The 13122-nt window shown below is 40.3% G+C and carries 12 protein-coding genes and 10 tRNA genes; all 22 read right to left on the minus strand.

Annotated features, from left to right (window positions below):
- Positions 1-115 precede the first annotated feature (115 nt).
- On the minus strand, positions 116-466 hold the full coding sequence (locus ACW0TQ_RS04055) for a DUF2200 domain-containing protein (protein ID WP_256705538.1): 351 nt from the start codon (positions 464-466) through the stop codon (positions 116-118).
- A 15-nt stretch (positions 467-481) separates the two neighbouring features.
- Positions 482-1465: a tRNA dihydrouridine synthase gene (locus ACW0TQ_RS04060; RefSeq protein WP_042531124.1), complete on the minus strand. Its 984-nt coding sequence runs from the start codon at positions 1463-1465 to the stop codon at positions 482-484.
- A 235-nt stretch (positions 1466-1700) separates the two neighbouring features.
- Positions 1701-2111, minus strand: a complete 411-nt coding sequence (locus tag ACW0TQ_RS04065) for a DUF3021 domain-containing protein (RefSeq protein WP_042531113.1) — start codon at positions 2109-2111, stop codon at positions 1701-1703.
- A 4-nt stretch (positions 2112-2115) separates the two neighbouring features.
- Positions 2116-2565, minus strand: a complete 450-nt coding sequence (locus tag ACW0TQ_RS04070; RefSeq protein ID WP_042531111.1) for a LytTR family DNA-binding domain-containing protein — start codon at positions 2563-2565, stop codon at positions 2116-2118.
- Positions 2566-2598: 33 nt separating this feature from the next.
- The gene (locus tag ACW0TQ_RS04075; protein ID WP_256705537.1) at positions 2599-3345 is read right to left on the minus strand and encodes an ABC transporter permease; all 747 of its coding nucleotides are present in this window, start codon (positions 3343-3345) and stop codon (positions 2599-2601) included.
- Positions 3346-3368: 23 nt separating this feature from the next.
- Complete coding sequence (locus ACW0TQ_RS04080) at positions 3369-4268, minus strand: ABC transporter ATP-binding protein (protein WP_256705536.1); 900 nt, start codon at positions 4266-4268, stop codon at positions 3369-3371.
- 495 nt (positions 4269-4763) lie between these two features.
- A complete protein-coding gene (locus tag ACW0TQ_RS04085) occupies positions 4764-6302 on the minus strand; it encodes an MFS transporter (RefSeq protein WP_256705535.1) in 1539 nt (512 codons plus the stop codon).
- Between the two features lie 62 nt (positions 6303-6364).
- Positions 6365-7231, minus strand: coding sequence for an arylamine N-acetyltransferase (locus ACW0TQ_RS04090; RefSeq protein ID WP_052484949.1), 867 nt, complete (start codon positions 7229-7231; stop codon positions 6365-6367).
- Positions 7232-7377: 146 nt separating this feature from the next.
- Positions 7378-8013 carry a response regulator gene (locus ACW0TQ_RS04095; protein ID WP_256705534.1) on the minus strand — a complete coding sequence of 212 codons (636 nt, stop codon included), beginning with the start codon at positions 8011-8013 and terminating at the stop codon, positions 7378-7380.
- A 6-nt stretch (positions 8014-8019) separates the two neighbouring features.
- Positions 8020-9699: a GAF domain-containing protein gene (locus ACW0TQ_RS04100; protein ID WP_256705533.1), complete on the minus strand. Its 1680-nt coding sequence runs from the start codon at positions 9697-9699 to the stop codon at positions 8020-8022.
- A 280-nt stretch (positions 9700-9979) separates the two neighbouring features.
- Complete coding sequence (locus tag ACW0TQ_RS04105) at positions 9980-10813, minus strand: CPBP family intramembrane glutamic endopeptidase (RefSeq protein ID WP_256705532.1); 834 nt, start codon at positions 10811-10813, stop codon at positions 9980-9982.
- 175 nt (positions 10814-10988) lie between these two features.
- On the minus strand, positions 10989-11591 hold the full coding sequence (locus ACW0TQ_RS04110; RefSeq protein ID WP_042531100.1) for a class I SAM-dependent methyltransferase: 603 nt from the start codon (positions 11589-11591) through the stop codon (positions 10989-10991).
- A 649-nt stretch (positions 11592-12240) separates the two neighbouring features.
- Positions 12241-12314 (minus strand) — tRNA-Ile (locus ACW0TQ_RS04115).
- Positions 12315-12324: 10 nt separating this feature from the next.
- Positions 12325-12398: transfer RNA gene (locus ACW0TQ_RS04120), tRNA-Gly, on the minus strand.
- A gap of 10 nt (positions 12399-12408) precedes the next feature.
- Positions 12409-12494 (minus strand) — tRNA-Tyr (locus tag ACW0TQ_RS04125).
- Positions 12495-12507: 13 nt separating this feature from the next.
- A tRNA-Phe gene (locus ACW0TQ_RS04130) sits at positions 12508-12580 on the minus strand.
- Positions 12581-12603: 23 nt separating this feature from the next.
- A tRNA-Asp gene (locus tag ACW0TQ_RS04135) sits at positions 12604-12680 on the minus strand.
- 4 nt (positions 12681-12684) lie between these two features.
- Positions 12685-12761: transfer RNA gene (locus ACW0TQ_RS04140), tRNA-Met, on the minus strand.
- A gap of 21 nt (positions 12762-12782) precedes the next feature.
- Positions 12783-12858, minus strand: a tRNA-Val gene (locus ACW0TQ_RS04145).
- A gap of 3 nt (positions 12859-12861) precedes the next feature.
- A tRNA-Glu gene (locus ACW0TQ_RS04150) sits at positions 12862-12936 on the minus strand.
- Between the two features lie 15 nt (positions 12937-12951).
- Positions 12952-13043, minus strand: a tRNA-Ser gene (locus ACW0TQ_RS04155).
- A 3-nt stretch (positions 13044-13046) separates the two neighbouring features.
- A tRNA-Asn gene (locus tag ACW0TQ_RS04160) sits at positions 13047-13121 on the minus strand.
- Position 13122: the final 1 nt, after the last annotated feature.

The following is a 13122-nucleotide window of genomic DNA, read 5'->3' on the forward strand; positions in this document are numbered from 1 at the left end:
AATGATTTCATTAGCACACCTATTAACTCTTAATACAATTTATAATAGCATTTTATTGACAAACCAAAGACACTGATTCTCCTTTCATTGAATCAGTGTCTCTCCATTTCAATCTTTATTCCCTCAATATCTTCTCCATCTTCTTCCCTTTTGCCAATTCATCAATAAGCTTATCCAAATAACGGATTTCCTGCATCAGCGGTTCTTCTATATCCTCTACACGCACACCGCAAATGACGCCTTTGATCAGGGAGCGGGAATCGTTCATCCGCGGAGCTTCTGCAAAGAAAGTCTCAAAGGTTACCTCTTTTTCAATTTGCGCTTCCAATTCTTCTTGACTGTAACCTGTCAGCCAAGTAATAATCTCATCGACTTCTTCTTTGGTACGGTCTTTTCTCTCTGCTTTGTTTACATAATGCGGATATACACTTGCAAAAGTCATTGTGTAGATACGATGATTAGCCATGGTATAGCCTCCCTTTTACTGTTCCGTCACTGCGTCTTCTGTTTCCAAATGAAACGCGTCCAGCAACTTTCGAACTTCATCCGTTGTTTCGGTATGCATCAATTGATTTCTTAATTCACCGGCTCCCCGGAATCCCCGCACGTAAATTTTAAAGAATCGGCGCAATGGTTTGAAGGCGCGCGGCTCCTGCTCTGAATATTTATCATGCAGATCCAGCTGCAATCGTAACAAATCCAGCAATTCCTGACTGCTGTGCTCCCGCGGCTCTTTTTCGAATGCGAATGGATTTTTAAAAATTCCCCGTCCAATCATCACGCCATCGACACCAAATTCTTCAACAAGCTTCAAGCCTGCTTCCCGGTCCGGTATATCTCCATTGATGGTTAACATCGTATCAGGTGCAATCTCATCACGAAGCTTCTTGATTTCTCCAATCAATTCCCAGTGCGCATCGACCTTACTCATTTCTTTTCTCGTACGCAGGTGGATGGAAAGATTCGCTATATCCTGCTCAAACACGTGCTTCAGCCAGTCACGCCATTCATCTATATTTGAATAACCAAGTCGCGTTTTCACACTGACAGGGATTCCGCCAGCTTTGGCAGCCTGGATGATCTCCGCTGCTACTTCCGGACGAAGAATCAATCCGCTTCCCTTTCCTTTGGAAGCCACATTCGGCACAGGACATCCCATATTAAGGTCTATGCCTTTATAGCCCATTTCCGCCATTCCAATGCTCATCTCACGAAAATTATCCGGCTTGTCCCCCCATATATGGGCAACCATCGGCTGTTCGTCCTCGGTAAAAGTCAAACGCCCGCGCACACTATAAATGCCCTCTGGATGACAATAGCTCTCCGTATTTGTAAACTCTGTAAAAAAGACATCCGGGCGGCCTGCTTCAGCTACAACGTGACGGAAAACAACATCCGTTACATCCTCCATCGGCGCCAATATAAAAAACGGTCGTGGTAAATCACGCCAAAAATTATTAGTCATTTCTCCATTTCAATCCTCTCATTTATGGATGGATAAGGCATTATATACTTATCCTATATGTTAAAGCAGTCATCGATACTGCTTCTTTTTTATTTTGTCCATGATAATATTATCATAAGAGGGCTGCAGAGTACAAAAAGACAGAATTATAATTACAGCTTATCCAATCAAAAAAGACTGGAACATCACTTATCCAAATAATCCTCATTCAGAAAAAGCGTTCCAGCCTCCACACCTACTTATTTTTATGCAAATATTTATTTAACGCCGCTTCCTGTCTTTTAAAGTATAGATACCAGCAGAACCAGTTTACGACATACAGGAGGATAAAAATCAAACTGCCCCATAAAATAACCCAGCCGTTGAGAGGAATCCAGCCGACTAAACCAGCAATAATCAGCCAAAAACTATACGTAAGGACAAAATGGATAATCGATTTTTTAATCAGATGGTTCCCGCTTTCTCCAAAGATAAGCGAAGATATGCCGAAATAGACGCCCATTAACATGCTTGCTCCCATATGCATCCATATTTCCGAAACTGTTGACTCCACAGCATTGAGTTTCATAATGGTGAGGACAATAAACGTTAATATCGCTCCGAAAGCGATGCCCAGTGTCGAACGCTTCAACATTTCAAGTATCATAATATTACTGTCCTCCCTGCATTAGTTTGTTTTTAATGGCGCTGACATATTTTCGCGTAATATATTCCTTGTTGCCAGATTGAAAATAAACACATAAATTTCCATTAAAGGATGCTTCAAATTTTTCAATACGATGGATATTCCCGATAACCGACTTGGAAAAGCGCATAAAACCATATGGAACTAAGAACTCCTCCACTTCATACAGCTTCATTCGCACTTCAAAACGCCAATCCTTGGACACCGCATAGATTTTTCGTTTTTCCGCATGAATAAAATCAATCTCCTTTGGTTCCAGCAGGACCGTCTGTTCCTCATCAACCCCAAATAAACGCTGCTGTTTTTTCCTTTTAATCACATTCACAATATCCTCCAGCTCCTGCGTCCATTCCTTAGCCTGGATAGTGATTTGCGTTTCTTCATGGTTATCATCGATATCAATGTTTATTTTCATTCCGACCCCTCCACATTCGTTTCACATCTACGGCTAATTCACAGCTCGTTTCAGAAAATATGGGTACCGGATAATGGCAATACTAAATGCAGCTAATCCAATCGCTAATAAGACACCTAACGTCTGGAATAACTCCGAAGCTTGCGTGGTTCCTGCCATCGCATCCTGGAAAGACTGGTGTGCCCAGTATTGCGGCAGAAAACGGGCGATTGTCTGCATAAAGTCCGGAAGCATTTCAAGGGGCATCCATAATCCGCTTAGCATCGCTCCACCGAGAGCAATAATTTGTGTAATCGCAATCCCCATATTTTCGGTATTTACTGTCAGTGACATAGCGATCCCGATTGCTGTCACTGTAAATGTAATAAACAAGGATAAAATCAATAAAATAATCGGCTCACCTAATGAAACATCATAAACGACCTTTCCAAATAAAAATAACACAATAATCTGAAATAATACAATAAACATGAAGGGTAACCATTTTCCCAGTAAATAGGAATAGCTTTTGAGTGGTGTGCTTGCCAGCCTTGCCGTTATCCCTTTGTCTCTGTCTTTAATAAATACCTGCACCATCGAAATCATAATAAAAAATACAAACATCACTACATATCCTGGAACAATGGATTGAATAACCTCTTGCCTCGTCGCATCGTCGACTCCAGAAGTAAAGATAGCAATAAATAATACCGTAAATAGAATAGGCAGTAAGAATATCCAAAAAACAAGCCCTTTATCCTGTACATGTTTTTTTAATTCTACTATCATAACAGCATTCATTATGAACACCTCCAGCTTTATTTTTAATCTCTCAAGTTACTTCCAGTCAACCGGAAAAATACATCTTCCAACCGTGGGCGAACAAGCTCCAGCCGCTCTACATCTATTTTCTTCTCTCTGCAATAGGAAATCAGATTTTCCATCGCTGACAGCGCTTCTTCTGTATAGATTAAAAATGCATCCTTCTCCTGCGAAACATCACCATACGATTCCAGCTGTTCAGCCGAAATATGATCTGCTTTAATATAAATGGATGGCACCGCATATTGTTGAAGTAATTCACCTACCGCTCCATTCTCTATCAATTTCCCTCTATCGAGAAATGCAACATCGTCACAGAGTCTTTCCACTTCCTCCATGTAATGACTGGCATAGATAACCGTCTTCCCTGCTGTTTTCAGTTCTTCAATCATTTGAAATATATATTGCCTTGATTGGGGATCGATACCGACTGTTGGCTCATCCATGATGATAAGCTCCGGATTATGCATCAGTGCACAGCCAATATTCAGCCTGCGCTTCATTCCCCCTGAAAAAGTGGATACTTTATCTTTGCTCCTTTCGCTAAGACCGATTAGCGCCAACACTTCCTTTGTCCGTTGAGCCAGTTTGTTTCCTTTTAATCCATATATTCTTCCAAATAAATATAAGTTGCCGGATGCTGTGATATTCTCTTCCAATACAATATCCTGTGGAACATAGCCTAATTTCTGTTTTGTTTTATCGGAGATTCGTTGTTCATTAAATTCAATTTTTCCTTCGTAATCGCGGATAATAGAAGTAATCATCTTAATTAAAGTGGATTTTCCCGCACCATTGGGACCTACCAGCCCATAGCAGGTGCCCTCAGGGATAGTCATCGACATATTTTTTAATGCCTCTGTTTTCTCATAGCGCTTCGTTACATCTTGAATCGTCAGCATACTCACTATCTCCTTTCATTTATATTATGGCGAAGGAATAAAGGGTTGCCTTGAAGAATGGAATAACATGCGTGGCTCGAGGTATGAAATGCTGAAATAGTTGTTTAAAAAATAATAAGTTTATGTGGCAATTTTTACAATGCGGATTTTCATTCACTCCTCACAACTTTCAAAGAGATAGCTATCACGAAAAATGTTAAACAAATAATAGCTGTGGACACAACAATTGCTGTTGGTAAATTCATTATTTATCACTCCTTTTCCTTTATACTATGGAAATAGAAACCGTAATTGGGGAGATAAGAGATAACATGCAGGGTAACATGTAAAAAATCTTGCTTAACATCTATATAGCTTGAACAAATTATTTTAATAACAGATGTCTCTATTGTATAAATCTTTTTTACAATGAAAAACCCCTTAGACTATCCTGTCTAAAAGGGTTATCATTCCTATTTATCTTTTCTGGAAAACAGAATAACTATAAATAACAGCTTACTTCTCTTTCCCTATAAACCTAAACTTCCATACAATAGTAACCATTAAGACAATCAAACCAATCGCAGTTATTCCATAGACCGTTTGAAGCGCAATGGTAAATGATGACTGTATAGCTTGAAGCATTTCCGGGAATCTTTCTGATACAGCAACAGCTGAACCAACGTTTTCCATGGCTGAATCAGCTATTTCTGCAGGCACTCCAGCAGGAATAGAATTCATCAGCACCCAACGGTAAACTAACATTCCAAGACTCCCAATGAATGCAATACTCACTACCGAGCCAAATCCGCTGCTTACATCGGACATCGCAGAAGCTGAGCCAGCGCGCTCTTGTGGAACACTGGAGATAAGCTGCTCACCGGTAATCGTCATAGCAGGACCTACTCCGAATGCGAGAAGGGAAGCACCAATAATTAACAGAAGTGCTCCTGCATCATGCACAGTTAACATAATAAATAATGCACCAGCTGAAGCAGTTAACAAACCTGCTACCATAGCATATGCCGGACGTATCCATCTTGTAAGCACAGGAGATATTAACGTTCCCGCCATCGACAAGAGTGCAGGGATAATCAACAGAAGACCTGCCTCTGTTGGAGTCAGTCCTACAACTGCTTGCAAATGTTGTGCAAAAAGCATATCTGCCCCAGTCGTTACAAGTAATATAATCATCAAAGCAATCAATGAAAAATTAAATTTGCGAATTCGAAACATGCTCAAATCCAATAGTGGATCTTCCGCTTTTAACTGCCGACGAATAAACAGTACTCCAACTCCAATACCAATCACTACAGATCCAGCGTAAAGCATATTAAAACCAGCGTTAGCCATTTCCTGCAAACCGAAAATCAAAGTTATCAATGCGAATGAGGATAACAAAACACTGATAAAATCGAGACGTTTTGAATCCTTGTTGCGATACTCAGGAAGTAGGGGCGATATAACTAACAATACAATGGCAATCGGAACATTAATGAGAAATACAGCTCCCCATCCAAAGTAATCCAAGAGTAAACCGCCCATTGGAGGCCCTAGCGCCATGCCAGCTGAGAATGCGCTAAGGTTAATAGCAATTGCTACTGAAAATTGTTTTGGATTGAAAAACATATTGCGTAGTAAAGACATCGTGGACGGCATCACAGTTGCAGCCGCTACACCAAGAAGTGCTCTTGTCGCAATCAACATCCAAGGCTCCGTCGAAATTGTAGCAATAAAGGAGGCTGCCCCATAGACAGTTACACCAATCACAAGCAATCGCCTTCTTCCTATATTGTCACCCAAACGCCCCATCGTTAATGCGAATCCCACAGCCAGCAATTCGCCAACATGAATAATCCAAAGCATTTGTGTACTGCTTGGTTCCAAATCAGCAGCAATTGATGGTGTGGCAAGAAAGAGAACGGTCATGTCGGTTGAAAGCATAAAAACTGCTAAAGTTAATGCTCCAAGCCCTATCCAATCTCGCCATGTTGCCCTTTGCGCTTCATCAATATGCGCATTACTGCCATTTTGATTATCGTTTGTGTTACTCATAGCTGCCTGCTCTCCTTTTAATATGACTTAACCATTTCCATACTCAAGGTTATTGTTCACTTCTACAAATCTCCCTTTAACTTTTTAAAAATATCCATTCCAAGTTCCTCAAGCACATCTATGGCATTTTCGACTGGCAATTTAGGAAGTTCAAATTCCTGATTGATAACCTCGCGAATAGATTGACGATCTGCTAATATATGCTTTTCAACCTCTCCATCACTATATTGAATACTTAACACATTATTAACTAAAGATAGAGACCGCCGTTGATCCAATTGCCAAATTTGGCAACGTAAATCAGACGTAAATAATCCATTAGGCTGGAAATATTCTTTGATTGCCTGCTGAAAATCATCAAATTGGTAGATTTTCTTTGTATCAAAATCCCAGACTATATTCTCAGATAATTCTCTATTCACATATCGGTAATACCTATACGTTCCTGGTTCATTTCCCGGACGAAGTTTTATCTCAACATTTCCAAATCGGGAGACATTCATCGGGTCTGTTTGCAAATGAACCGGTTCAAAAAAAGGAGCACCATTACCAGCATCTACATACACTTCTTCCTCTTCACCTGGTATCTGAACGAGCAAAGCAACATGCCTTCCGCCTAAAAAAGCATAACGGTTTTGGAAGCCAAGCTGTTTTAATAGCTGATGAAGACTACTGTTGATTACATAACACGTCCCGCCCATATGATACTGAAATAGCTGTCTAACAAACCGCTTTTCATCTTGAACAAGCTTCCCTTTTTTTTGATATTCCTCCAATTGCAGCAACGTGCTAATATTTTCAAAAGGAATTTGATTTAAATGAGCGCTGGATATTTCAGTTAAATATTCCAGCGAAGGCTCTTTAACAGAGACCTGAATATAGTGCAAATACTCCCTTGCCCACCCAGGCAATTGTTTTTGATTCATCATTCTCTTCACTCTCCTTTATTTCTTGTTTTTATCTACTTTCACTATACTAACCCTTAAAATAAAGCACATCCTACAGCTGTCTAAAAATCCCATAGAAAAAAGGCCTTACCATAAATAAGACCTTTTCTACGACGACCGTCGTATACTTATACTTCAAACCATCTATGTTTTAAAGCATGAATCGCCGCTTGAGTTCGATCTTGAACCTCCATTTTACCAAGGATACTTGTAATATGTGTTTTCACCGTTTTCTCTGTGATATAGAGTGCTGCAGCAATCTCCTTGTTACTTTCTCCATATGTGATATGTTTCAAAACCATCCGTTCTCTAGGTGTTAATTCATAGTAGCTGGATTGTTTCTCATCTTCTTTGGCGACATGCACCATTAAATGACTAGTTATTTGCGAATGAAGCGAAGTTCCTCCCTCCATAACAGCGATGAGGGTTTCTTCCAAAAAGGTTGGGTCAACATCTTTTAGCTGATAACCGCTGGCACCCGCACGAATTGCCGGTATGACATGGTCCTTATCAGAGGAGCTAGTGAGTATAACCACCTTCACTTCAGGATATTCTGCTTTTATTTGTCTGGTCGCTTCGATTCCATCCATATTTGGCATGATCACATCCATCAACACAATATCCGGCTGCAGTTTTTTCACTTGCTGCAATGCTTCTTTTCCATCCTGGGCTTCACCTACAATATCGATACCAGGCCTTGTTTGCAGAAAAAAGCGCAGACCTTTTAAAACGACAAGATGATCATCGACAAGTAATACTTTCAAAGAATATCACCTTCCTTTTCGATGGATTGGAACACGAACAATAATCGTCGTACCCTTTCCTTTTTCACTATTTATATGGAAAGAACCTTCAAGTTCTTCGACTCTTTCTTTCATACTTGTAATACCAAGGGATTGCTGTTTCTCAACAGCACCTCCACTGCCTTGATCTCTCACTTTCATTGTAAAGCCATCAGCATCTGATTGCATGACCATCGCAGCTTTAGATGTCCCAGCATGTTTTTGAATATTATTCAATGCTTCCTGTCCAATTCGCCACAATGCTTCTTTACACGATTGATTTATCTCTAAATCATCCGGAGCCTCCATAGATAAATCCACCCCAATTTTTTGTGCATATTCGTGGAATGAAGTAATCAGTCCCTGTTCAAGATGATCGGGACGAAGCTGCCAAATCAAACTCCGCATGTCTATTAAAGCTTCTTTTGAAAGCTGCTGAACTTCCAGAACAGCTTCCAAAATGGCACGTTCCTTCTTATCAATTAATCTTTGCAGACCACCTGATATTAACGAGAGAGCAAACAATTTTTGATTGACAGAGTCGTGTAGATCCCGTGCAAGTCGATTTCTTTCCTTATCGACAAGCAATGCTTCCCATTCGTCATGTAGACGGATACGCTCAATACCCATAGAAAGATGATCAGCGAGTCCTTCCAGCATTCCGATTTCCAAATGATCACATGCTGTGGTGTTTCGGCTAAGCAATAACACACCGAATGTTGCCTCAGGTCTATCACGCATAAACAAAGGAAAAGCAATGGAATAAAGAGATTGATAGTCTTTTAAAGAGAAAAAATGCAACGGCTGTTTATTGTTCTGTGTAACACGCTGTTGTGCATAAGCTTTTCGAATGAAATCTGGTCGAGAAAGGTTTATTTCTTGTTCCGTATCAAAAACTTCTTTAGGCCCATGTTCATCTGAATGGAATTGGACGGTCAGCCTCTCTTCCTCCATTGTAATAATAGCGGCATGTGTCCAATGGGGTAAATGATGATGTAACGCTTGCATGATTCTCTGAAACAATTCATTTCGGTTAAGAACATTTCCAATTTCATGTTTAATTTTTTCGGCATTGGCATAAGCATTGATAAGATAACGTGCAGTAGCATTTACTTCTTCTTTTGTTTGCTCCACGTGCAAACGCGTCCGTTCTACTGCTGCACCTATTTGATAAGCAATGGTTTCCAAAAGGATAAGGTCCTCCTCTTGAAAACGAAGACGCCCAGGTGAAGCTAAATTAAGCAAGCCGATTTTCTTCCCGCGAATCGTAAGAGGGATACTCGCATGATGGGTAAGTCCCCGTGTTTCACCCATCTTATCCGTAACAGCTTGTTTAAGACGAAAACATTTCACATGGTTGACAGCCTGTTTCATACGTCCTTCCCAATAAAGCTGCAAACACGTACAATCGGTGCATCCTTCCTGACAATGCATCAGTTCTTCTCTGTTATCAGCCATCGCAGGCGGAAGTTGATAATCAGCAGCAAGACGGTAAAAAGTAGCATCCTCCGTTAAAAAAATCCATCCGGTTTCCAATTCCATTAATTCAAGCAAGCGTTCTAATGATAATTGCAGCATTTCATGGAGGTCCATGCTCTTATTCAGAGTCTCCGAAATTTCCCGCTGGATTTGCAGTGCTTTTTGATAATTTGATAGATGACTCGACATCTATGCTTCCTCCTTTTGCCCGCTTATACAGTCGTTTCTTCTTTACAGGAAGCAACATTATTCTTCGTTAAAGCTTAATTCAAAACTGTATAGCCTAAAACAATTAGCAAGCGCTTTCTTCCTTGAATTCATTATCCTTTAAACTGATTTTTACTTTCTTCATCTTAAAGTTAGCGTATCAAATACTTTGTTTCCTCACAAGATATCTATTTCAAAATGGATTATATCCATCTCCCTTTCATATCATATTATCTATTTTAGAAGAGAAGATGCCAAATACTTATATACTTTTCTTGTATAAAATATGCTTTGGATTAATAACAACAAACAGTAACGCCACAACAAAATAAAACAGCATAACATATACCAATATATCTAATAAATCTCCTCTAATGATTACAAGGGAAAAATTAAATATCTGATGGGCAACAATCGGTATGAGCAGATTTTTGTTTAAATTATAAAACAACGTCACAATAATGGAAAAAGAAATAATCCCAATCATAAACAGGACGATATACTTGATTAAGTCTATCCCAGTATACCCTGAGGCAAACCATAATGGCATGTGCCAAAAACCCCATAAAACACCTATGATGAATGCTGCTGATAAAGGAGAATGTTTCTTTTGAAGTTCATTTAAGGCATACCCCCTCCACCCCAACTCTTCACCTAAAGGCCCCCGGACGAATTGATCGAAAAATACGAGAGATAAGATTCCCATACTGGTATACGATATTGCTGCACCTTCCGTTGAAGTTGTTGAAGTTGATAATAGAAATATGGTTATGCCGATGATGATAATTTGGAGGATGAACACGCTGCTGAGAACAGAAAATTTAACCTTTGGCGCAAATTGTTGTTTAACAAAATCCTTCAGCCTTAATCCGGGATAAATCTTTTTAAATAAAATAATAAATGCAAAGGTGGATGACCATGCAGCTATGATTTGTAAAAGGTTTGTTATGCTCTCTGGCGCACCAAACATCATGCTGATACCGATAATCAGAAAAAGTACAATAAAAATGATGTAAGATAATACAACAAAACATCCAAATGCGCTTTTTGTTGTTTGGATGATTAAATTCCCCCTTAGTGCTATTTTTAGCCTCATGAAAGCTGCTAATTATATCTTATTAAATCATCTAGCTTTTTGACGCACAAGCGACCCAGGTCTGATTTCTGTATTTGGTTCCATTTCACGTGTGTTTTTAATATATAGGCAAAATCTCGGAAAAACGTTTGAATTCACTGATGTGGGAAAAATCTAATTTTTGCAAAACCATTCATTAACATGGTTTAGCCCATATCAAATACAAAGAGCCTGCCAAATAACGCTCCTCCCTGACAAGCTTCATATCAGCATTTTTTACAATAGCAGAAATATTTCTGTTTTGATGGCACCCTACAATCTTTACTGCCAATGGATCTGCCATTTTTTGCATTCCTGCCAGGAGTTTATTATCGCTAATCCCATGTTCCAGCATCAGTATCTTCCCTTCCGGCTTGCACCACTTTTGAAACTTATTCAGGACATCCACTGGTCTTTGATAGGCACAAAAACTAGTAGAAGATACGATGGTATCAAAGCTATTCGCATCAAAATCCACTCTTTCCACATCATTTTGGATAAGCGTCGTTTGAAAAGGATAATCTTTCGCCGCATGCGCTGCTTTTTTCAACATTTCGGGGCTAAAATCCACCCCTGTCAGTTCGATATCTCTACGATAAAAAGGAAAATTAAGACCCGAGCCAATAGCAACTTCCAAAACGTTTCCTTCTGCTTCTTGAAAAATTCGTCGGCGAAAACGAGACATTGGATCATTCTTACGCCGTTTATCATATTTTTCTGCCTGCTTATTAAATTTTTTAATTAATGTTTTTTGATCCATACCATACCTCGATTTCCTATTTATTTAGTGATATTTTAGCTATTCTACATGAAATACTGCTTTTATGTTTTAATATTTTGTCTTTTCCGTCTAAAAAATTCTGTTTATTTTGAGTGCTTCATCTGGTAAGTCTATATAAATGGCAACGTACCGATATGCATACAGGTTCGATTTTCTCCATCCATTCTATTATAGTCCCCCTGGCTCACATATTGCATTATTTAGAAGCATTTACATTGTGTTGTATTTCACCAACAATACGCCACATCCTTTTCTCTTTCAATTTAGCACCAATTGCTTCTGCTCTTATATTATCGGGAAAGCCATTTGATTTCTATATAAAAATGAAAAAAACGTTAGCGAATTTCCATCCCTGTCTCCTTTCAAAAAAGATAGGAATTTTTTTCACCAACGTCACATATTGACTGGAATAAGGCCTTCACACCATTTAACGACTTTACAGAGACGTCTTTCAGCCATTCGAATACTTTCCTCCCCATAAAAAAAAGACCTCACAGAGAGAGTCTATACCTTTGACCAGCAGCTTAGAAGGCTGTTACTCTATCCTTCTGCGTTAAGGGGACAATGATAATTCTTATATTAACATACGAATGTATGAAATTTGCACTGTGAATATATGTATAAGTAATGGGCCTGAGTGGACTCGAACCACCGACCTCACGCTTATCAGGCGTGCGCTCTAACCAGCTGAGCTACAGGCCCATTTTAGTAATGGAGCGGGTGAAGGGAATCGAACCCTCATCATCAGCTTGGAAGGCTGAGGTTTTACCACTAAACTACACCCGCATATTTAAGATGGTGGAGGGAGTAGGACTCGAACCTACGAACCCGATGGGAGCGGATTTACAGTCCGCCGCGTTTGGCCAACTTCGCTATCCCTCCACTAAATGAAAGGTGGCTCGGGACGGAATCGAACCGCCGACACAAGGATTTTCAGTCCTCTGCTCTACCGACTGAGCTACCAAGCCAAATCTTATTTCAAATGTTTAAGTGGCGGTCCGGACGGGACTCGAACCCGCGACCTCCTGCGTGACAGGCAGGCATTCTAACCAACTGAACTACCGGACCATTTTGGTTGCGGGGGTAGGATTTGAACCTACGACCTTTGGGTTATGAGCCCAACGAGCTGCCAGACTGCTCCACCCCGCGATATGAATTTATGAACTTACATGGTGGAGGATGCAGGGCTCGAACCTGCGACCCCCTGCTTGTAAGGCAGGTGCTCTCCCAGCTGAGCTAATCCTCCATTTGGTGACCCGTACGGGATTCGAACCCGTGTTACCGCCGTGAAAGGGCGGTGTCTTAACCGCTTGACCAACGGGCCATGTAATAGTTTAAATGGCGGAGAGCGAGGGATTCGAACCCTCGAAGCCGCGATAGCGGCTTACACGATTTCCAATCGTGCTCCTTCGGCCTCTCGGACAGCTCTCCATATGGCTCCACAGGTAGGATTCGAACCTACGACCGATCGGTTAACAGCCGATTGCTCTACCACTGAGCTACTGTGGAA

The organism is Oceanobacillus sp. M60 (assembly GCF_053839645.1).